Genomic DNA, 20,642 nt, shown 5'->3' with positions numbered 1-20,642 from the left:
TCAAGTCACCGCGAGCAACCCCGAAATGGCTAGTTCTTCTACCCTATCGACCAGTTTTGCCCGCAAAGTAGATTTGGTAAAGTGCCCCTACCAAGCCGATCAGCAAGTTAAGTTCCTGCACTTGCAAGCAGAAATCGAATCCTTGCTGCTGGAAGTACAAAGCCTCAAACAGCAACGCTCGATCGCTGGCTTGCGGGAGATCGACCCCATTTCGGGCAGCAACAGCAATTAGCAGACAACAGTCGCTAATGCTAATTGTCCTGCCCCTGTGTTATAAAAACAAAGGTTTTGCTACCCGCAGTGTTTTTTGCCGAAAGTGCTAGAAATTCCTAACTGCGGATAGCGATCGCTAGCTTTTGCTAAAACGCGCTTGCCTACAGCTCAACTCGTCTGCTGCTTGCTGGCAACGAGCTGACATTTTACGGCGCTTTTTTATTGCGCTAATTTGTTAAGCCATCCTCATGGCATACGGAGAATCGAAATCAGTTTATGACAGCATCGATCGAAAAACCACTAAATTTGACATCCGCAAGTGACACTTCCAACCTGCGCCTCAAAGATATTCTCAAAACCCTGCCGCGGGAAGTATTCGTCAAAAACCCCCGCAAAGCTTGGACAAAAGTAATTGTCAACGTTCTTTTAGTTGCTGTCGGTTACTGGGGCATAGCAGTCTCTCCTTGGTTTCTACTACCCCTAATGTGGATTTTCACAGGCACCGGATTAACCGGTTTTTTTGTGATCGGTCACGACTGCGGTCATCGGTCATTTGCTAACCGCCGCTGGGTAAACGATTTAGTCGGACATATTGCATTTCTGCCGTTAATTTATCCGTTTCACGCATGGCGGCACGGACACAATTATCACCACAAACACACCAACAAACTTGGCGAGGATAATGCTTGGCACCCGATGACAGCAGCAGACTACGCTGCTGCGCCCAAGGCTTTACAAATAGCTTATAGTTTAATATTTGGTCCAATGTGGTGGATCGGCTCGATCGCCCACTGGGGAAAAGTGCACTTCATGTGGTGGCGCTTCAAAGGCAAACAGAAACAAGAACAAGTGCGGTTTTCAGTTTTTGTCGTTTTAATCGGTGCTGCGATCGGATTTCCGATTTTAATTGCAACCACAGGCATTTGGGGATTTGTCAAATTTTGGTTAGTGCCCTGGCTGGTTTACCATTTCTGGATGAGCACTTTTACGATCGTTCACCACACAGCACCAGATATTTCCTTTAAAGAACCCGAAGAATGGAACGAAGCCCAAGCGCAACTATCGGGAACAGTTCACTGCGATTATCCCCGCTGGGTAGAGTTTCTGTGCCACGACATTAACGTCCACGTTCCCCACCACCTTTCAACTGCTATTCCCTGGTACAATTTGCGCCTCGCCCACAGCAGCTTAAAGGAAAATTGGCAAGATCATCTCTACGAAACAAAATTTTCTTGGTCTTTAATGAAGCGGATTGCCGACAACTGTCACTTGTACAATCCCGCTGGTGGCTATCAAACATTGCAGGAATTTAACGCTAAAACAAAGTAAGTTTTAAACGCGATAAATGCCAGAAAAACCCGGTTGGTCAAACACAACCGGGTTTTTCGATATTACAATCCGTAGCCTTTGTAAGGTGCGGAATGCGCGCCCTACTGTGAATATCACAATCCGTACCATTATTAAATCAGTCATTCCCAATCTAAAATCTAAAACCTAAAATCTAAAATCGAATGACTTTCAATCCCAATAACTGTCGCAACGAAAGCGAAGTAGAAAGCAAACTGATTGTCAGCTATCTGCTACCAAAACTAGGCTATACGCCCGATACTTGGCACCAAGAAATAGCATTTGGGAATATTCGTCTAGACTTCCTCTCATTTGCCACCCAAGTTATCCCCATAGTTGTCGATGCAGAATCGCCGATGAGTGTAGTTATGGAGGCTAAACATCCGAAGGAAAATTTAGACCGCCACCTGCGAAAACTCAATCGCTATTTAACAAGTTTGAGCATCCGCTACGGCCTCATAACTAACGGTAAAGAAATTAGAATTTACCAAAGAGTCGTTGATGATATTCAGCTAGTCTTTAAGTGTGCTGGAAAAGACCTTGAAAATAGAATTGATGAAATTATCGCTTTAATTGGCAGAGATCGTTTAAAATTTATAAAAAATCCCGATAATCTCGAACTGGAGGATAGTAAAATTAATTTGGTTAGTCCTGAGTTAATTAGCGAAGTCCCAGTACAGCACCGCAATCCCGCCACCGCAGAACCTGAGCCAAGTCACATCTCAGAACCGGAACAAATACCTGAAAATAATCCCGTTAAGCCTCAAGTTAAATCCGATGTAACCGTTCCCCAAAAAAGCCAAAATACGATGAAAATTATTGCAGTTTACCACAATAAAGGCGGCGTTGGCAAAACTACAACAGTAGTCAATTTAGCTGCTGCGCTTAGCAAACAAGGTAAAAGAGTCTTGGTAATCGACTTAGACAGTCAGGCTAATACAACATTTGCGACAGGTTTAGTAAAATTTGAGGATGAAGAACAAGACGATTTGAAAGATAATAATATTCTTCAAGTTTTGCAATCAGAAGACTTTTTCTCGATTGCAGAAGTAGCTCGAAAGTCAACTTTTTGCCATCCCGAAATTGATGTGATTCCTTCCCACATCAATTTGATGCACGAAGAAACCGAATTCAATCAACTAGATTACAGTCGCCTGATTTTAATTCAGAAACTAGCAGTAGCACAGGATAAATATGATATTGTACTGATCGATACGCCGCCCTCTTTGAATTTTTACGCCAGAGTTGCCCTAATTACGGCGGATTATTTAATTATTCCTTCTGACTTAAAACCTTTTGCCAATCAAGGATTGGTTAATGTCAAGGATTTTATCAAAAAAGTTAACGCATTCAGGAAAATAATCGGCAAACAGCCGATCGCAATTTTAGGCGTACTCCCCTGCAAAATCTCAACTAATACTAAATTTGTACAGTATAGTTTGCCCAAGCGGAGGGAGGCAATTCCCAAACGCTACGGTCTGGAAATCATGGACAGCGTAATTTACGAGAGAGACGATTTAGCAAAGTGTGCAGAACAAATGCAAATCGTGGGAAATATGGAAATCGCAGATCCGATTTCAGTGCTAGACTTTAAGCCAGATTCCATCGCCTCCCAAGAATTTGAAATGCTAGCAATAGAAGTTTTAGAAAAAATTGGTAAAAACTAATGAAAAAATTATTTCCGTCACTGGTTGCAGTGAAAAGAATTACATCCGCAGTTCCACGTTCCAATTTTGCAGATGCTGATTTGGATAAATTAGCGCGACTGATTTTAGAGTCAGGAGGATTGATTAATCCGATAATTGTCCGCCGAAACGGTATGGATGCTTACGAAATAGTAGACGGAGACTTTGAATATTATGCGGCGGCGAGAGCAAAGGAAATAGATGCTCCCAAAGGCGAGACAATCGGAGCATTCATCCTGGAAGAAGAAAATGAAGAACTTCTCCTCGAACAACTTAAAATTATCAGAAAAACCGCAATCACTGAGAAGTTAGTTGATCTCCCAGAAACCGGGTTTTTTGAGGAAAATACTTCGTCACAGCCTGCAGATTCAATAAAAAACCCGGTTTCTTTGGTCGAAGTCCCTAATTTATGTGAAAATGAAACTCCCCAAGATTCATCTAGTTTAGAACAGCGACTAACAAATATTGAAGCTCAGTTGGCCCGTCAAATTAATGACTTAAAAGCCGAGTACGCCCGTGAACAAAAAGTTTTCGCCCAGAGTATACAAGAACTTGAAAACCGAATCTTACAACAAGTATCTCTGTTAGTTGAAGCTGGTTTAGCAAACAGAATTAATGAGTTAAAATCTGAGTTGCCACCCGAAAAACCAGTGGTGGTAGAGAGGATACCACAAGTTGAAAACGTAGCTTCCGAATCAATGTCGGCGTTGGAAGCACTCAATACCCTAGATGAATTTAAAATGTTGGCGAATTTTCAAGATGCGGGCTTGAAGTCTCCAGTAATCAAAAGAATAATCAAAGAACGAGAGGTGCAGCCGTTTGTGTCATTTACAAGTGCGGTCAAACGTATTGATGGGTTAACCGACAAAACAATGATTAAAATAATTGACAAGTGGCAAAAATACTCATAACTCGCCATTTTTGCCACCACTGCTAACTTTGACTCAGTGAGTCTCTACACCAAAAAAAGTAAAGATGAGTAAAGCAGTGTATGCTTGGTGTCCCGCAGGCAGTTAAACTCATCACAGTCGCTTTTTTTAGGAATTGCAGTAACTTTTGCCGATCGTCCGGGGTGTCACCGCACAGCCATCCGCACAGGTACAGCAGCAACACCATATCTCCCCCAGATAACCGAGTTCGATCGCAGACTGGGAAGACTCAACCCAAGAAACCCTTTAACTTACCACGGTCTGGGTAAGGTGTTTGTCTCGCACCCTACAATTAGAGTTCTTGGGTTAGTCCTGCATCCCTTAAAACGCAGGCTGTAAAGTGCAAACATACATAAATACCCAAACACCAGATTTTAATGACAAAAGGGGACTTGTAACAAGATGGATCGATCGTCCGATCAAAACCCAATAGTTGAATATTTGCGGATTAAGCCAATTAGTCACAGTCAGATTTACACTTCCCAAATTGCCATACCAGAGCCTCATCGGGGGGAAATTCCTCGCGAACGCCGCGAAGCTCTTAGGAGAAGTCTGATCGAGCAAGGCAGCAACTTAATTCCTTTAATTGTACGCCCTACAGAAGCTTACAGCAACGAAGAAGAATATGAAGTTGTCTGCGGCTCAGATTGGTGTATTGTTGCTAAAGAACTCGGCATCGAGCAAATGTGGGCGTGGGTATTTGAAATGACCGACGAGGAGGTAGCTGTTGCTCAAGCAGAAATGGAACATTTAGCTCCGCAACCGACTCAGAAAACAGCACAAATTGACACTCTACTGCAACAATTTGAGCTATCATTTCAAAAAAAGGTAGATAGTCTAACAAAACAAATAGAACAATCTGTTAAAAAAAATGAAGACCTGCTAAAAAAGCACGTAAAAGCTCTAACTGAGCAGAACTTTGAGCGTAACCAAATAGAACAGATTAAGCATTTGCTCGAACAAGTGGAAAAAGCATTTCATGAAAAGGTAGATAAAATGGCTAAAAAAATTGAACAATCGAGCAGCAACCGTCCGCCAACATCGGCTGTTATTTCTGAGGTAAATCTTGAAGGTGCTTTGAGACAGTTGGATGAACTGGAAAAACTGCTGTCAATAAAATTAGAACGCACAGTCGAAACAATTAATCAGTTTGTTTCCGACGCCATTGAAGACGTAGAAAATGACCTAAAAAATCAAATTGAAACGCTCCGCCGCCAACTGGGAGCCACAGCTACGCACTCAGAAATACAGCCCGAAGCACAGCCGAAGAAGCAGTCAAAAACGCAGCCTAAGAAGCAGTCGAAAGCACAGCAAAAACCTCAGTTACCGCAGTTGCAGTTAGAGTTGCCGTTTCCGTCCCCGTCCCCAGAGGATGACTACGAAAGTCTTTCGCTGAGAGGGTTGAAGGCGATCGGTAAAGAGCGGAAACTGCGGGGCTACGCGCGCATGAAACGACCAGAAATTCTGGCGGCTCTCAGGGAAGCTGACGGCAGATAAAACGGTAGTTGCTAATAGTTAAAAACTAATTGTTCGGTGTTCGATCGCGTTTTATGCCAAAAAGCGCGATCGGGCTTTCAGAATAGTTTTGGGCGCAGAAACGAGCCGATCGCCTGGCCGCGAAACTGCGATAATTAAATATCGATCCCGATACAATTTAGTCCAGCCCCTACTCACAAAAACACGGTTTACTGCCGCGTGTATCTGTGCTTTACCCCAATCGGAAAATACTCCGCATCGCCCGTCTCCGTTAATGTCACCACAGGTAACTGATATTCTGGCGGCACGTAATTAGCAAATTCGCTGTTTAGCCGCCGCAATTGCGCGAGAATTGAAGATGCGATCGCCTGCTGCATCTCCTCGTCGCCCTCCACCCCCGCTGCTAATTCCACAACCACCGATAAAAACCGATTTTGATCCGCATCTTCCTTGACTTGCAGTACAAATTTTCCCGTCACCCATTCCCGAATGGTGGGAACTTCTAAACCTACGGTGACATTTTCCGGGTAAATGTTGGCACCGAAGTAGGAAACGGTAAAGTGCGATCGCCCAAATACATACACAAATGGCAAGCAGCGAATTCCTCTGGGAAAATCAGAAACTTTCATACCTGCTTCTTGCTGCAAACGTGCGACAGGATTAAATCCCCATTCTGCCAAAAAATTGAGCATTGCTTCGTAACAAATTAAACCGCCGTTATCCGAGATGTGATAGCGTATTAGCGGGATGCCGTTGTCGCCCGAAAATAACAGCGTGCCGTCATTATTCACTTCAAAAAAGCGGCTTTTCGGATCGTACTGCACCAGCGTTGGCAACCGCGATTCCCCGAATAAATTGCGTGCTGCTTCGGGATTGTTTGCTAAAAAGCGGCGGATGCAAATACTCAGCGGTGTCTCGTTGCCCAAAACGCCCGCGTCTGCCGTACCGTAAAGGCTCGCAGAGTTGTAATATAGATTGTCAGAATTAGTGCGATCGCTCACCAAACTCCGCCATTCTTCGCTAAACACTTCCCCCGCAAACACCATCTTAATTCGATATTTTTGCCACTCCACACCCCCAGCAATTCCGCTATCTATCACATCCTTGATAAACGGCGGATATCCCAACAAAACTACTTGCTCAAAATGCTCCCCAAGTTCCTGCACTACTCGAAATATTTCAGTCTTATTATTCCCAGGCGTCACAACTGTAACTGGATAGCCCTTACTCGCTAGATAGCGGCAGCAATTTGCCGTGTACATTCCGCCTACCCAAGTTCCCAACGCAAAGCAAATGACAGCTAAAGTTGAGCGTTGGTCGGCGTAAAAACTGTCGTGAAATATTTGTTCAAAACGAGCGGCAATTTGCAACTCGTCGCTGATAAAACGCGGCCAAAACGTCGGGTTTCCTGTCGAACCAGATGAAACAGCAATGAAATCGCAAGTTTCTAATTTCCCCTGGTGACACAACTCAGGTAGCGGGTGACAGCGTAAATAATTCTCTTTGGTAATTAGCGGCAATTTTTGGAAGTCTTCAAAGGTTTGAATTGAGGCGGGATTGATGTTAAGTGCAGCTAGGAAAGTCTGGTAAGCTGGTACTGTGGCCGCGACTTTTTGAAAAAGCGCGATCGCCCCGGATTCGGCAACTCGATTCTGCTGGTGTTGCAATCGTTCCTGAAGCGGCGCCCTTAAAAACTCTTCAAAAGCCCCCATTGCTCGCTGACGCTGTTCTGGCTGCATGATTTGCTCCTTAAAATGGGTATTTAGCACCTCGATCGCTCAAGATTCAATTAGTAGCGCTAACACCCGATCGCACATTGGGCTGGACACTAAAAATTTGAACACATTTTGAGGTCGCTCGAAAATATGGCGCAGTAGATAAACTTCCATAGCACGAAACCGCTGTTTTCACAATAACCACAGGGGATAGCCAAGCTGCCGATCGACTAATAAACACTGATACACTGTGGCAAGATTAATTCAGCGATCGCCCAAAACTCCCAGTCTCAGTCAAGCGTGAAAATCCGACGCAGCAAGTTCCAATGAACAATCCCATCTACCCCGGCATAACTCTCAACAATCACTACCGCATCGTCCGCGAATTGGGACACGGAGGCTTCGGGCGCACCTACCTAGCAGAAGATGCCCACCGATTTAACGAACCCTGCGTTTTAAAAGAATTTGCGCCCCAAGTACATGGAAGTTACGCTTTACAAAAATCCGAGGAACTGTTCGAGCGGGAAGCGGGAGTGCTCTACAAGCTGCAACACAATCAAATCCCGCGCTTTCGCGAACTCTTCCGCGTCAGTATCAGCGATCGAGGCTACCTATTTTTCGTCCAAGACTACGTGCCTGGCCAAACTTACCGCTTTTTGCTCGACGCCCGCAAGCGTCAGGGTTTGCGGTTTATAGAAGCAGAAATCAATCAATTACTGCTGCAGATTTTGCCCGTGCTCGAATACATTCACTCTTTGGGAGTGATTCACCGCGACATCTCCCCGGACAACCTGATTCTGCGGAGTTCTGACGGGATGCCCGTGCTGATCGACTTTGGCGGAGTAAAACAAGTCGCCGCCACCGTAGAGTCTCTATTCGCTGAGGCTAACGGCACTCCCGCCCCCGCGACTCGCATCGGCAAGCTCGGCTATGCTCCCGTCGAACAGATGCAGATGGGCATTGTCTCTCCCCACAGCGATTTGTACGCTCTGGCGGCCACGGTTTTGGTGTTGCTGACTGGGAAGGAACCCCATCAATTGATCGACAGCCATACCCTGAATTGGAACTGGCGGGGGGAATGTTCTCTGTCTCCGAATTTGTCCCTGGTGCTGGATAAAATGCTTGCTCAGCAGCCGAGCCAGCGTTACTCCTCGGCTCGCGAGGTAATGCTCGCTCTCTCCGGCAATCCGCCGTTACAGCCACCTTTGCCACCAGCCCCGGATTTTGGGATCACCCAGCCACCAGATTTCTCGCCTATACCCGTGCCCGCTCCCACACCAAAACTGCCGGGAACTCCGGTGCGAATTGCTGCTATTGGCAATCAGCAAAAGATGCCTGCTTGGAAAATGGTTTTGTTTGTGGTGGCTGTGCTATCAACTATGGGGGGAGTTGGCTGGTTTGCGGGCAATTCTTTGTTAAATCTGCAATCAAAAGTGCAGAAAGTTTCCCAGCCTCCAAGCCCGAAGCAGCAGCAAGAAGATGCTTTGCAAGATCGCTTTGTCAAGCTCAAAATTGACGATCGATTCTATAGCGGTTACGTCAACCTTGTGGACGAGACTTTTTATGCCAAATACCCGGAATTGGGGGGACGATTGTTAAAAGAAGGCGATGAAGATCGCCAATGGCGCGAAAGGTGGCAGAAAATCGGCGACGAGTTGCTCGATAAGCTGGAAAATCTCAGCAGCGACGCTAGAGCGCGGTTGGGCACTTACGACACCACTGATATCGATCGCTGGAAAACTGAGGTTAACAAGCTGAATTTGAGTAGTCGGGCTTTGTACGATTTGGCTGATGCTAGGTTCTTTTATTGGTTTCCACAACAGCCGCGCGATCGCAATATCATTGGTTTGCCGATCGGACAAATTTGGCAAGCAATTACCGCCGACGAACTCGAAGCCTTACAAGCTGGAGCAACTGTTGAAAGCGTTGAATTTGACCGCCTATCGAAGAGCAAAAGCCTCACAGGGAATCTCAAACCCGGAGAAGGGAAAGCTTACATTGCCAGGTTCGCTCAAAATCAAACTTTGCGCGTGAATTTGCAAGCACCGCGCAAATCTACCCTACTGTCAATTTATACTCCGGGGCGGACAAAGGGCGCGCGAGCTTTGCTGGAAGATGCAGAAGGACTTAGTTGGTCTGGATTGCTGGATGATGCTGGTTTTTATGAATTCGTGGTAGTTTCTCAAGCATCTGAGCCGATCGCTTACGAGTTGAACCTGACGGCGGAATAACTGCTATTGACGCTCTCTATCCACCCAGGCAATAATAAGGTAATACCAATCAGGTAAGTTTTCCTGTTCAAACAAAGAATATGCTGAGATTCGCGATCGTAGCTTTAGTGACTTTTGGATTAGTATTAGTGACTGCACTAGGTTTACATCCGGCCAATGCGACAGTCAGCAGTCCCGAATTTTATGCTTGGAACTTTGCCTCTGTAGGCAGTAGCGAGCTGGTTTGTAAAAAGACCGTGGTAGTTCCGCAAGCCCGGATAATTCCGTCATCATCCATGCACGCTGTCAGTATCACTTCTGCAATTGTAGATTCCAAGTTTTGCGCGAATTCCACTCAGCCTGTGAATTTAGGCCGTGGATAATAGGATTTCCGGTTATATAGCAATCCTAAATCATGTGTGAACTTCTTACTCCCTCCCCGAACCCAAGGGGAGGGTTGGGGTGGGGTAAAAAAATTACGACTCCGGCAATGATTGCTATAGAACCATAATTAAGTTTTCCGTTAGTCGATTTTAGATGTTAGATTTACTTCACAGATGAATCTGGGAGATTGAACCTTAATCTAAAATTTTTATCTCTCCACTACTGTTGTCTGAAAGCAAGTATATTTTTTTGGATGAATCAGGATGCTGCATCCTGATTCATCCATGGAGAGAAAACTCTAGTTTTTAGTACAAACACGGACTAATTATGAACAATTAACCGGACATCATATAAGTGATAGCCTGAGTAATTTTCGCCATCGGCGCACTGAAACTGTTCGCTAATTTTTTTTATGAGAAATATTGGCTATTTTGTAATAAAAGTTTATCAAAGGAGTCGGGCGCAGCAGTTTTCTGCTCTTGAAAGAGAGCGAAATCTTCCCAATTTAGGCAGTTCTTTGATTGTGACTTAAGAACCGAGGGAAAATATTCAGCCATTTGGCTAATCATTTATTGGCTAATTGGCCCAATTACTAATTCCCTAGTTTGAGTATGCTAGAGTTAGTCAGGTTCAGATATATAGTGCCATCTGTTATCTAAGTATCATGCTCAAAATTTTGGTAATTGAGGACGACGAATTAATCCGGGAAACTCTTCTGCAACTCCTGGAATCTCACAGCTACCGGGTCATTGCGGCAGAGAACGGTCGAGCTGGGGTGCAGATGGCACTTTCGGAGATACCGGATTTAATTTTGTGTGACGTGCAGATGCCGGAACTCGACGGTTATGACGTGTTGCGGACTCTGCGGCAAAACTCGCTAGCTGCAACAATTCCATTTATTTTCCTCACGGCTCAAAGTGACAAAACCGATTTTCGTCGGGGGATGGAATTGGGGGCAGACGATTACTTGACAAAGCCGTTTACCAAAGCTGAATTGCTGGGAGCCATTGCTTCTCGCGTCTTGAAACGGCAAACTATTACTCAACCGCTAACAGTCGCACTTCACCAAGCAGAAGCCAGACTCAAAGATTTAGTTAACGACTCCACCAAGGTTACAACCCTCTCTCCGGAAAAGTTTGCTCTCGAAGCTTTGCTGCGCCACGCTTTGGCACAAGGTGAGTTTCAGGTATACTATCAGCCGCAGGTGAATATTGCGACTGGTCAAGTTATCGGCGCCGAAGCTTTAGTGCGCTGGCAAAATCCCGATCGAGGTATAATTTCTCCCTGCGAATTTATTCCCTTAGCAGAAGAAACAGGTTTAATTATTCAGATTGGTGAGTGGGTACTGCTTTCAGCTTGCGCTCAAGCCGCTAGTTGGCTAGCGGCGGGGTTTTCGCCCTTTACAATATCAGTAAACTTGTCGGCCCGGCAGTTGTCCGACCCGGAACTCAAGGCGCGAATCGTCCAAATATTGGAAACTACAGGTTTAGAGCCTGCTAATTTAGAATTAGAAATGACCGAAAGCGCTTTGGTGGAAAATGCGACAGTAGCAGGCGCTACTTTAAACCAACTAAAAGCTCTAGGAATTCGGATTGCTATTGACGACTTCGGCACCGGTTACGCTACTTTAGGATATCTTAAGCAATTTGCTTTTGACAGTTTAAAGATCGATCGAATTTTCGTCCGTAATGCCAACGAAGATACTCAAAATGCTGCTATTACTACAGCAGTAATTTTACTGGGTCACAGTTTGAATATGACTGTAATTGCTGAGGGAGTGGAAACAGAAGCAGAACTAGATTTTTTGAAACAACATCAGTGCGATATCATGCAGGGGTATCTGTTCAGTCGCCCCGAACCAGCAGCGATAATTGAAAGTATGTTGGTTGCCGACCCGAGTTTGTTCGCGCCGCCCCCAGCAGCACCTGGTCGCGTTGTTCCTTTTGTACCTGTGTCCGAACCCGAAAAATCTAAAAACCTTTCAATGTCGGGTCTAGGAATAGTGTAAGTGTCACCAAAATTTCTGTTTTATAGGATAAAATTCTTTCTTTTACCTTATATTTTCGGCATAAAAGTTGACGCTTCTTCATAAAAAGTTGTACCTTTTGATGATAGGCCAATCAAAGAAAGAGATTGTTCCCCATATTGCTCTACTGCTTCCCCTTTTAGGCGCTAGGCGCCGCTAATTGGATTATTTGAGAAATTGTGGCGTCTTGAAATTGCAAGCCTTTATTAAGTTGCAGCAGGTAAACTCAATTAAGTTCCTACTTTGGGACTGGCAGTTTCAATAACTGTCCAACTGGAATTGGTGCAAGCCTGTCATGGAAAGAATATTAGTGGTGGACGACGAAGCAGACTGTCAAACAGTCTTAGCAATGTACCTGGAAAGTCAAGGATATCGGGTGGAATGCGCTAATTCAGGGGTTGAGGCGCTCTCCATGTTTGAAAATGCCCCCCCAGATTTGGTAATTTCAGATGTCATGATGCCGGAAATGGACGGGTTTGAGTTTTGTCGCCGTTTGCGAACTACCCGTTTGGGACAGTTAGTCCCCTTTATATTTTTGTCGGGTCAAGGCGAGTTGGAGTCAAAAGTTGAAGGTCATTCGATCGGCGGTGACGATTATCTGGTAAAACCTTTTCAGTCTGAAGAAATTTTAGCTAAGGTAAAAGCGCAGTTAGAGCGCTCTCACCGCATTCACGCCGAAATTGTCCGACTGCTGCAAACTTCTAGCGGTAGGGCGGTGGAACCACAATTTGTGGCAGTATTGCCAGCACCTGCACCTTTGCCTTTAACACCAGCCGAGGAAAGAGTTTTTTGGGAGGTTATCCAGGGTTATACTAACAAACAAATTAGCGATCGGCTGTTTATTAGCCCCCGGACTGTGCAAGCTCATTTAGGCAGCATTTTCAGCAAATTACAGTTAGAAAATCGTGCCCAGCTTGTGAGATTTGCCCTAGAAAGAGGATACAAACCACCTCAAACTTAGCTCGGATCTCAACTTAGGGTGCGCCAGCCAGCCAGGGGATTTTAGATTTTAGATTTTAGATTTTAGATTTACTCCCCAGATGAATCTTGGAACTAGAGTCTAAAATTTTTCTTCCACATTCAAAACACAATAAGGAAAATTAGTTATCACGCAAACCCCTGGCCCCAAATTCGTACCTCGCAAGTTGGCACGTTCCAAATCAGCCTGCCGCACATTATTCGCCGCCTCAATATTTGTCCCGGTCAATTGAGCCCGAGGAAGCCTAGTATTTGACAAAATAGCATTCTGCAAATTAGTATCGCGCACATCCGCGAAAGACATATCCGCTCCGCTTAAATTCGCACGATTCAAATTAACTCTAAACAACAGCGACCGCCTTAAATCGGCATTCGACAAATTAGCTTGCAGCAGATAAGCTTCGCCCAGATTCGCATTAAAAAGTTTAGCACCGCGCAAATCCGCACTCGTCAGATTCGCTCGCCCCAAAAAAGCATTAGACAAATCCGCATTTCGCAGATTAGCACCATTCAATTCAGCACCGTACATCTCGGCATTAACTAAGTTAGCATTTGCCAAATTAGCATCACTTAAATCCGCTTCTAGCAAATTAGCTTCATAGAGATTTGCTCCGCTTAAATCCGCTCCTCTTAAATTAGCTCTGTACAAGCTAGCCTTGAACAAATCAGCATTTCTTAAGTCACAGCCCTCGCACTCTTTAGTTTCCAGCAATTGCCTAACATGATCGGGATTTTGAGCCTTAACGGGAGCTGTCAGCCCAAACAAAGCTAAACTTGCCGTTACAGTTGCCAAGAGTTTAAGTTTCACAAACAAACCTCACTGCTACTTCAAACAAATTATACTAGCAAACTGTAGAATTTAAACCCATATCTTTCTCTCTTTTCTCTTACTCTGCGTTCTCTGCGCCCTCTGCGGTAAACCCTCAAAAAAATGATTCGCAGCCAAGGATATAGACCTGCTGACAGCAAGGCGGGCAAAGCCCGCCCTACTTAACTTAATTAAGCTTCATCTAAAGCAGCAACACCAGGCAATTCCTTACCTTCGAGTAGCTCCAAACTAGCACCGCCACCAGTAGAAATGTGGCTCATTTGTTCACCTAAATTCAACTGTTCAACAGCCGCCACCGAGTCACCACCACCGATAATTGTGGTAGTACCAGTTTTAGTAAGTCCAGCCAAAGAATGAGCGATTCCTTCAGTTCCCACCGCAAACTTCTCCATCTCAAACACGCCCATCGGCCCGTTCCAGATGACAGTTTTGCAATCGGCCAAAGCATCTTGGAAAGTTTTTACTGAATCCGGGCCGATATCCAAACCCATCCAACCGTCGGGGATGCTTTCTACAGGAACAGTTTGAGTGTTAGCATCAGCAGCAAACTTGTCAGCAACTACCACATCAGTAGGTAACAGAAAAGCAACTCCCCGTTCCTTCGCCTTAGCTTCCAAAGACTTAGCCAGTTCCAGCTTGTCATCTTCCACCAAAGACTTGCCAACGTTCAAGCCGCGAGCTTTGTAGAACGTGAAAACCATGCCACCGCCCAACAGCAGTTTGTCGCACTTTTCGAGCAGTTTTTCGATGACTCCAATCTTGCTGGAAACCTTAGAACCGCCGATTATAGCAGCTAAGGGACGCTGAGGATTGTCGATCGCACTGCCGAGATATTGCAGTTCCTTCTCCATCAAAAACCCAGCCACAGAAGGACTCAGATACTTAGTAACGCCCTCAGTAGAAGCGTGAGCCCGGTGAGCAGTACCAAAAGCATCATTGACATACAAATCGGCCACAGAAGCTAACTTCTTAGCAAATTCCGGGTCATTTGCTTCTTCTTCTGGGTAGAAGCGGACATTTTCCAGCAACAGCACATCGCCATCTTGCATCGCGGCGACTGTAGCAGCGACTTCATCACCGATGCAGTCGTCAGTCTTTTTGACCTCTTTGCCCAACAATTCCGACAGGCGCACAGCAACCGGCGTCAAGCGCAACTTCTCTGTCACACCCTTGGGACGGCCGAAGTGGCTGCACAAAATCACCTTAGCGCCCTTGGACGCTAAATCTTGAATTGTCGGCAGAGCCGCCCGGATGCGAGTATCATCGGTGATATTGCCGTTGTCGAGCGGCACGTTAAAGTCCGCCCGCACCAATACCCGTTTGCCCGATAAGTCCGATGCCGATAAATTTGCTACAGTTTTTTTTGTCACAGGATTAACCTCCTAATATGTGTGTTTTTGTCGAATTCCGTTGAAATGGCGGCACTGGTAACTTGCACCCCGGCCTCGGACGCATTCAACCGCGCCCGTACAAAAAACGGAAGATGGAACAAACGGCACTGATTGGCTTAACCTAAACATTTTATCGGAGTCCGTGTCCCGGAGATGTGCAGTATGTTCAAGACAGTCTTATTTCCTGTAGATCAAAGCCGAGAAGCCCGCGAAGCTGCCGAAAAGGTGGTCAATATCGTAAAAACCTACGGTTCTCGCTTAGTTATTCTCTCGGTAGTCGAACCCCCAGCCGAGGAGGCCGACGCCCCCGCGCGAGAGGTGATGACTTCCCCCGAAGCAGTCGCTAAACTTCTTTCTGAGGCCCAATCGATGTTTTCCCAGCAGGGAATTGAAGCTGAAATCATCGAACGGGAAGGCAAACCTGCTTTCACGATTTGCGATGTGGCTGACGAAATTGGGGCCGATTTGATTGTGATGGGCTGTCGGGGGATGGGTTTAACCGATGATGGGGCGTCTGACAGCGTTACCAATCGGGTGATCAATCTGTCTCCTTGTGCAGTTTTGATTGTGCCTTAGTTATTAGTTATTAGTCATTAGTCATTAGTCACGTGTTGTATCATGTCCGACTAAATAAACGTAGATTCTTGAGGGGCGGGTTCACCTGTATCTATATATGTAAATCCAGGGTATGCTTAAACCCGCCCTGACACAGCGACTAATGGCTGCTGACTAATGACTGCTGACTAATGACTGCTGACTAATAACTAATAACTAATAACTAATGAAAATTCACTGGTATCCCGGTCACATTGCCAAAGCTGAACGGGCATTAAAAGAACAGTTAAAGCGGGTAGATGTGGTGCTAGAAGTCCGAGATGCCCGCATTCCATTGGCTACTTATCACCCCCAAATGCCGAGTTGGGTGGGCGGCAAGCCGCGAGTATTGGTCATCAACCGCATGGATATGATTACACCTCGATCGCGCGAGGCGTGGGAAACATGGTTTGATACCCAAGAGGAAACGGCGTATTTTACCAATGCCGAGCACGGTCACGGAGTAGACGCTGTGGCGGATGCGGTGCAGAATGCTGGGGTGCAGCTAAATAAAAGAAGGTTCGATCGAGGTATGCTGCCCCGTCCAGTCCGTGCAGTGGTGATGGGCTTTCCCAATGTCGGAAAATCTGCTCTAATTAATCGGCTGTTAGGGCGGAGAGTGGTGGACAGTGCCCGCAGAGCTGGAGTAACTAAATCGCTCCGATGGATTCGCATTTCTGACGAAATTGAATTATTAGACGCGCCCGGAGTGATCCCAACCCGAATTAACAATCAAGAAAATGCCATAAAATTAGCTATTTGCGAAGATATTGGCGAAGCAGCTTACGACAATCAGGTAGTAGCAGCAGCGATGGTAGATTTGCTGCAAGGGCTGGAGGCGGCTGATGACACGTTGATATCACTATCTGGTTTCAAATCCAGGTATAAATTAGATCCAGCATCTAGTAATGGTGAAGATTATTTGCACGAGGTCGCAAAAGACAAGTATAAAGGAGATGTCGAACGAACGGCGCGGCAGATGTTAAACGATTTTAGAACTGGTGTTTTGGGTCAACTTTCTTTGGAGTTGCCGCCGGCTTGATCAGACTCGTAACCTACAACTAATCAGAAATGGTATTCAATAGAGAGTTGCTGACGCTGATAATGTGAACTTCGTCTCCTATGTGTAATATTTTTTCTGCTGGTTGAGGTGCGAGTCGCGTGTTAACTATCAGCCGACTAAAGTGATTTAAAGGCCCTTGTTTTACCAATTCAGGCATGATTTCCTTCTGTTTGGCTGTTAGTATATTGTTAAAATTTGGATCGCCTGCTTTCGCCCCATAATTTCGCGTAGATAGGATACATGGCTGACCGGGATTAATAGCTTCAAATATTACAGTCCCTATTTTAAACCTCACAATTTCATCGGATTGTGAGAAAAGTTGGTCTTCCCAAAAAGCCGGGACATCTCCTATTTCAATATTAGCTCGCAAGCGCTGGCGCATCTCGTTAACGCAAACTCTCGGAAACCAAGATGCAACTTCGGCAATTGTTTCGGTACTAATAATGCTTGGCCCTGGTGCAGCGAGATTGTCGGGAAAACCAGTCAGCAAGTTTTCAATCAACTTGACGGGGAAACCGAAGTAGTTGCTCAACCAAGATTCTATTCCCAAGCGTTCTCTATCTACATGAAAAAATATTTCTTGTTCAGTGCCTTGAATTTTCAGACCGGCAATTCTCTTTTTGATGTCAAAGGATAAGCGTAGAAAACGGACTCCGCTGTTGTGCTTAGTGTTAACCAATTCTCCTGCTGCATCGCAGATTGCAAAAGAACGATCGCCTTCTAGAGCTCCGCTGGCTAGAATAGTGGCTTGACTGACTGCTATGCCGTCAAGGGACTTGACCGGATAGATATGAATGCTGGCGACGTAGGACATTTCGAGCCATTGGTAAATAATTGTCGTTTTAGATATATTCTAGCATCCCCTGCCGGTAGAAGGATGACGGCAGTTGACTTTACTAAATAAAATATGAATGAAATAAAAATGGGCCACTTTTTTGAATGTTACATTGTGCCGGAACACCTTGTACAGAAAAATCAAAGAAGTCTGACTGAGCTTGTGGTAGATATTATGGTATAAAATAGAAAAAATTGAACCGAGTTTTAAGCAATGACTGAAAGCGGAAGTAGAAGCATGATTTCGCGACGCAATTTAATGTTGAGGGCTGGTGCAGGGATGCTGGCGGCAAGCTTGGCACCTGCGTTTTTACAAGCCGAAGCAGCAAAGGCAGAGGCAATCTCTGGCATTACTCCCGACGGTGCTCTCAAGAAATTGATGGCGGGGAATCAACGCTACATTCAGCAAAAACGGACATTTCCCGACCAAGCTCGATCGCGAGTTGTAGAAGTAGCAAAGGGTCAACATCCGTTTGCAACCATCCTGGCTTGTTCTGATTCGCGGGTTGCTCCCGAAATTATTTTCGACCAAGGATTGGGGGATTTATTTGATATCCGAGTAGCTGGCAATTTTCTCGACGATGTGGTGCTCGGAAATATAGAATATGCGACCTTAGAATTAGGCGTGCCCCTATTAGTAATTCTGGGTCACGAACGCTGTGGTGCTGTCAAAGCAGCTTTAGATGGCAAAGCTGTGCCGGGTCACATTAGCACTTTGGTGGCAGCGATTAAACCAGCAGTTGATTCGACCAAAGGTCAAAAAGGCGATGCCTGGGATAACGCAGTCAGAGCTAATGTGAAAATGAATGTAAATAAGTTACAATCCTCCTCGCCTATTTTAGCTAAAGCAGTCAAAGCGGGCAAGCTTAAAGTGGTTGGGGGCCGCTACGATTTGGATAGCGGCAAAGTAGAGATAATTGCTTGATTTTGCTGGTAATTTTCAGAATTTGTAGGGTAGTGCCTTTCTTTGCCTACCCTTGGGGAGCGAGGGGAAACCATAGGGGATTGCCCCTAAGAATTATTGGGTAACGATAAAGTAGATATGCAAGTTTAAAGTAAACCCATTTCTTGCAGTCCCCGGCGCAGGCGTTCTGCTTCAAATGGGCGGCGCTGTTCGTGAAGGGCGATCGCTCTTTTGAATTCTGCTAAACTCTCTGGCATTTTGCCAATTTTCAGCAAGGCTACTGCCAAGTTTTGATGAGCTTCCGCGTGTTCTGGATCGATTTTAATCGCTTGTCTGTAATAGGCGATGGCATCTGCTAAATTTCCGGCTGCCTTCAGCGTCAGTCCCAAATTGTAGTGACCTACTCCAAAATTAGGGTCAATTTTTAAAGCTGCTTTGTAAGCTTTTTCAGCAGATTTCAAATCTCCTTCCTCTTTGAACAAATTGCCCAAATTATTGTAAGCACCCAACTTGAGCGGCGGGAACACATTGGTATTAATTGCAGCTTGATAATGTTCTTTTGCTTTGGCAAACTGCTGCTGCTGGCGATAAGCAATTCCCAAATGATAGTTCAGTTCGTAAACAATAGAATCATCAATTGCCTCGGCAGTCAAGCCTTTGGTTAATAAATTAATTCCCCGCCCGATTTGCCCGCTTTCTACATACAGCGCACCTAATTTGCTACAAGCATAAGCATCGTTTGGATAATAAGCGATATAGCGTTCCATTGCTGCTTGAGCTTTTTGGAATTTACTTTTTGCGGCGATCGCATCTTTTTGATAACCAGAGTGCCAAATCGCCACATCGGGGAGAGAAACTATTTTCCATTGTGGTTCCCTCTGCAAAATCTCAGCCACGCTGTCGTCTACCATTGCGTGGTAGGGGCGAGAAAAGCGGATATCGAGGCGATTGCGAAACAAGCGCGACACTAGGGAATAGGGAGATTGAGAGGCACCGATTTCTTGGCGGATGAGATTGATTAGCAGCAGCCGATCGCTCGCAATTGCCTGCTTAATTTGAGGCACAATCTCCGGTACCAAAACCTCATCGGCATCCAACACCAAAATCCAGTCGCCCTGGGCGTGCTTCAGGCACTCATTGCGCGCCGCTGCGAAGTCGTCGCACCATTCAAAGTCATAAACCCTCGCCCCGGATTCTCTGGCAATTTCACGGGTGCGATCGCCCGATCCCGTATCCACCACAACCATTTCGTCAACAACACCCTTAACGCTGTCCAAAGTCCGCGACAGTGTTGCCTCTTCATTCTTCACAATCATGCACAGAGTCAGATCCATCGGGCGCAAACTTTCCTCATTTCACAAAATTATTGTAATTTTTTTACCAGTAAAACACAAAAAGTCCCAGAAAAAATTCTCCTATTTCCTTTTTGCTTTGAGCATAAGTACCTTTCTTCCCTCGAAAAAGTGGGTTAACTCTTTTGAGATATTAAAAAGCCTCAAACTCGGACGATTAATGAGAAATCCTACCACTTCCGGTTCATCCCTGCGGTAGAGGTAAGAGCGGGATAGGGGTTGTTATTCTAAGAACATAAGACAAGGCACAAGAAAAGTTTAAGTATTCAGGAGAAAGAGAAATGGGAATTATTGCTTGGATCGTTTTAGGACTGATTGCCGGTGCGATCGCCAAAGCCATTTATCCGGGAAGTCAAGGCGGCGGTTTTCTGGCAACAACAGGTTTAGGAATTTTGGGCGCGCTAGTGGGAGGTTATCTAGGTCAAGTCTTACTGGGGACGAGCGGGGGAGCATCCTTCGGAGCATTGACTTTACCCAGCATAGCTTTTGCAGTCGTAGGCGCGATCGTTTTACTATTCATCTGGGGATTGTTAACTCAGCGTGCTGCATAACAAATATTGCCAATTCCCAGTCGATCGACTTTTAAGGTATTCATAAACCCGGTTTCTTCAAGAAACCGGGTTTTTCAGTTGTTTGTAGGTGCGTCAGCCTACTTTTACCAAATCCGGGTTAAAAACCCCTATCAGACTCAGCGCTTACAACGGTTCCAGAG

General features: G+C 45.5%; 17 protein-coding genes. 12 read left to right on the top strand and 5 right to left on the bottom strand.

Features of this window, described 5'->3' with window-relative positions; all coding sequences use genetic code 11:
- Nucleotides 1-25: 25 nt before the first annotated feature.
- The 5 genes from QUA07_RS01145 to QUA07_RS01125 all read left to right on the top strand — a co-directional run bounded on the left by QUA07_RS01145 (nt 26) and on the right by QUA07_RS01125 (nt 5,671).
- A complete protein-coding gene (locus QUA07_RS01145; protein WP_333321785.1) occupies nt 26-232 on the top strand; it encodes a hypothetical protein in 207 nt (68 codons plus the stop codon).
- A gap of 257 nt (nt 233-489) precedes the next feature.
- Nucleotides 490-1,542, top strand: coding sequence for a fatty acid desaturase (locus QUA07_RS01140; RefSeq protein ID WP_333321783.1), 1,053 nt, complete (start codon nt 490-492; stop codon nt 1,540-1,542).
- Between the two features lie 182 nt (nt 1,543-1,724).
- Entirely contained in the window at nt 1,725-3,227 is a 1,503-nt protein-coding gene (locus QUA07_RS01135; protein ID WP_333321779.1) for an AAA family ATPase, read from the top strand.
- Entirely contained in the window at nt 3,227-4,156 is a 930-nt protein-coding gene (locus QUA07_RS01130; RefSeq protein ID WP_333321777.1) for a ParB N-terminal domain-containing protein, read from the top strand. Before QUA07_RS01135 ends, QUA07_RS01130 begins: the two co-directional genes overlap by 1 nt.
- A gap of 420 nt (nt 4,157-4,576) precedes the next feature.
- The gene (locus tag QUA07_RS01125; protein ID WP_333321775.1) at nt 4,577-5,671 is read left to right on the top strand and encodes a Rho termination factor (modular protein); all 1,095 of its coding nucleotides are present in this window, start codon (nt 4,577-4,579) and stop codon (nt 5,669-5,671) included.
- A gap of 188 nt (nt 5,672-5,859) precedes the next feature.
- On the opposite strand, the gene QUA07_RS01120 is transcribed toward QUA07_RS01125, so the two are convergent.
- Nucleotides 5,860-7,389 carry a phenylacetate--CoA ligase family protein gene (locus tag QUA07_RS01120; protein ID WP_333321773.1) on the bottom strand — a complete coding sequence of 510 codons (1,530 nt, stop codon included), beginning with the start codon at nt 7,387-7,389 and terminating at the stop codon, nt 5,860-5,862.
- Between the two features lie 302 nt (nt 7,390-7,691).
- On the opposite strand from QUA07_RS01120, the gene QUA07_RS01115 reads away from it, so the two are divergent.
- The 3 genes from QUA07_RS01115 to QUA07_RS01105 all read left to right on the top strand — a co-directional run bounded on the left by QUA07_RS01115 (nt 7,692) and on the right by QUA07_RS01105 (nt 12,946).
- Complete coding sequence (locus QUA07_RS01115; RefSeq protein WP_333321771.1) at nt 7,692-9,596, top strand: serine/threonine-protein kinase; 1,905 nt, start codon at nt 7,692-7,694, stop codon at nt 9,594-9,596.
- Between the two features lie 1,027 nt (nt 9,597-10,623).
- A complete protein-coding gene (locus QUA07_RS01110) occupies nt 10,624-11,967 on the top strand; it encodes an EAL domain-containing response regulator (RefSeq protein WP_333321769.1) in 1,344 nt (447 codons plus the stop codon).
- A gap of 313 nt (nt 11,968-12,280) precedes the next feature.
- The gene (locus QUA07_RS01105) at nt 12,281-12,946 is read left to right on the top strand and encodes a response regulator (protein WP_333037484.1); all 666 of its coding nucleotides are present in this window, start codon (nt 12,281-12,283) and stop codon (nt 12,944-12,946) included.
- Nucleotides 12,947-13,045: 99 nt separating this feature from the next.
- Here the strand turns inward: QUA07_RS01105 and QUA07_RS01100 are convergent, their stop codons facing one another.
- Nucleotides 13,046-13,771, bottom strand: coding sequence for a pentapeptide repeat-containing protein (locus QUA07_RS01100; protein WP_333321767.1), 726 nt, complete (start codon nt 13,769-13,771; stop codon nt 13,046-13,048).
- Nucleotides 13,772-13,962: 191 nt separating this feature from the next.
- Nucleotides 13,963-15,162: a phosphoglycerate kinase gene (locus tag QUA07_RS01095; RefSeq protein WP_333052811.1), complete on the bottom strand. Its 1,200-nt coding sequence runs from the start codon at nt 15,160-15,162 to the stop codon at nt 13,963-13,965.
- Between the two features lie 183 nt (nt 15,163-15,345).
- Here QUA07_RS01095 and QUA07_RS01090 point away from each other — a divergent pair, with 183 nt between their 5' ends.
- Both QUA07_RS01090 and ylqF read left to right on the top strand, forming a co-directional pair.
- Nucleotides 15,346-15,759: a universal stress protein gene (locus QUA07_RS01090; RefSeq protein ID WP_333128466.1), complete on the top strand. Its 414-nt coding sequence runs from the start codon at nt 15,346-15,348 to the stop codon at nt 15,757-15,759.
- A gap of 205 nt (nt 15,760-15,964) precedes the next feature.
- Nucleotides 15,965-16,819 carry a ribosome biogenesis GTPase YlqF gene (gene ylqF / locus QUA07_RS01085; RefSeq protein WP_333321765.1) on the top strand — a complete coding sequence of 285 codons (855 nt, stop codon included), beginning with the start codon at nt 15,965-15,967 and terminating at the stop codon, nt 16,817-16,819.
- Between the two features lie 19 nt (nt 16,820-16,838).
- Here ylqF and QUA07_RS01080 read toward each other — a convergent pair whose 3' ends face one another.
- On the bottom strand, nt 16,839-17,654 hold the full coding sequence (locus QUA07_RS01080; RefSeq protein WP_333321763.1) for an MOSC N-terminal beta barrel domain-containing protein: 816 nt from the start codon (nt 17,652-17,654) through the stop codon (nt 16,839-16,841).
- A gap of 234 nt (nt 17,655-17,888) precedes the next feature.
- Between QUA07_RS01080 and QUA07_RS01075 the strand changes: the two genes are divergently transcribed.
- On the top strand, nt 17,889-18,599 hold the full coding sequence (locus QUA07_RS01075; RefSeq protein ID WP_333321760.1) for a carbonic anhydrase: 711 nt from the start codon (nt 17,889-17,891) through the stop codon (nt 18,597-18,599).
- 125 nt (nt 18,600-18,724) lie between these two features.
- Here QUA07_RS01075 and QUA07_RS01070 read toward each other — a convergent pair whose 3' ends face one another.
- Complete coding sequence (locus QUA07_RS01070; protein ID WP_333321758.1) at nt 18,725-19,912, bottom strand: tetratricopeptide repeat protein; 1,188 nt, start codon at nt 19,910-19,912, stop codon at nt 18,725-18,727.
- A gap of 299 nt (nt 19,913-20,211) precedes the next feature.
- On the opposite strand from QUA07_RS01070, the gene QUA07_RS01065 reads away from it, so the two are divergent.
- Nucleotides 20,212-20,481: a GlsB/YeaQ/YmgE family stress response membrane protein gene (locus QUA07_RS01065; RefSeq protein ID WP_333128479.1), complete on the top strand. Its 270-nt coding sequence runs from the start codon at nt 20,212-20,214 to the stop codon at nt 20,479-20,481.
- Nucleotides 20,482-20,642: the final 161 nt, after the last annotated feature.

The sequence above is a fragment of the Microcoleus sp. T3_A4 genome (assembly GCF_036700465.1).
Lineage (GTDB): Bacteria > Cyanobacteriota > Cyanobacteriia > Cyanobacteriales > Microcoleaceae > Microcoleus.
Note: the sequence above shows the minus strand (reverse complement) of the source record. Positions and strands in the feature narration are given on the sequence as shown.

Bases quoted from the DNA above. Each gene is read 5' to 3' on its own strand.
- QUA07_RS01130 (WP_333321777.1), top strand. From the start codon at position 3,227: ATGAAAAAATTATTTCCGTCACTGGTTGCAGTGAAAAGAATTACATCC.
- QUA07_RS01125 (WP_333321775.1), top strand. From the start codon at position 4,577: ATGGATCGATCGTCCGATCAAAACCCAATAGTTGAATATTTGCGGATT.
- QUA07_RS01145 (WP_333321785.1), top strand. From the start codon at position 26: ATGGCTAGTTCTTCTACCCTATCGACCAGTTTTGCCCGCAAAGTAGAT.
- ylqF (WP_333321765.1), top strand. From the start codon at position 15,965: ATGAAAATTCACTGGTATCCCGGTCACATTGCCAAAGCTGAACGGGCA.
- QUA07_RS01115 (WP_333321771.1), top strand. From the start codon at position 7,692: ATGAACAATCCCATCTACCCCGGCATAACTCTCAACAATCACTACCGC.
- QUA07_RS01080 (WP_333321763.1), bottom strand. From the start codon at position 17,654: ATGTCCTACGTCGCCAGCATTCATATCTATCCGGTCAAGTCCCTTGAC.
- QUA07_RS01110 (WP_333321769.1), top strand. From the start codon at position 10,624: ATGCTCAAAATTTTGGTAATTGAGGACGACGAATTAATCCGGGAAACT.
- QUA07_RS01140 (WP_333321783.1), top strand. From the start codon at position 490: ATGACAGCATCGATCGAAAAACCACTAAATTTGACATCCGCAAGTGAC.
- QUA07_RS01065 (WP_333128479.1), top strand. From the start codon at position 20,212: ATGGGAATTATTGCTTGGATCGTTTTAGGACTGATTGCCGGTGCGATC.
- QUA07_RS01120 (WP_333321773.1), bottom strand. From the start codon at position 7,389: ATGCAGCCAGAACAGCGTCAGCGAGCAATGGGGGCTTTTGAAGAGTTT.
- QUA07_RS01075 (WP_333321760.1), top strand. From the start codon at position 17,889: ATGACTGAAAGCGGAAGTAGAAGCATGATTTCGCGACGCAATTTAATG.
- QUA07_RS01090 (WP_333128466.1), top strand. From the start codon at position 15,346: ATGTTCAAGACAGTCTTATTTCCTGTAGATCAAAGCCGAGAAGCCCGC.
- QUA07_RS01105 (WP_333037484.1), top strand. From the start codon at position 12,281: ATGGAAAGAATATTAGTGGTGGACGACGAAGCAGACTGTCAAACAGTC.
- QUA07_RS01070 (WP_333321758.1), bottom strand. From the start codon at position 19,912: ATGGATCTGACTCTGTGCATGATTGTGAAGAATGAAGAGGCAACACTG.
- QUA07_RS01135 (WP_333321779.1), top strand. From the start codon at position 1,725: ATGACTTTCAATCCCAATAACTGTCGCAACGAAAGCGAAGTAGAAAGC.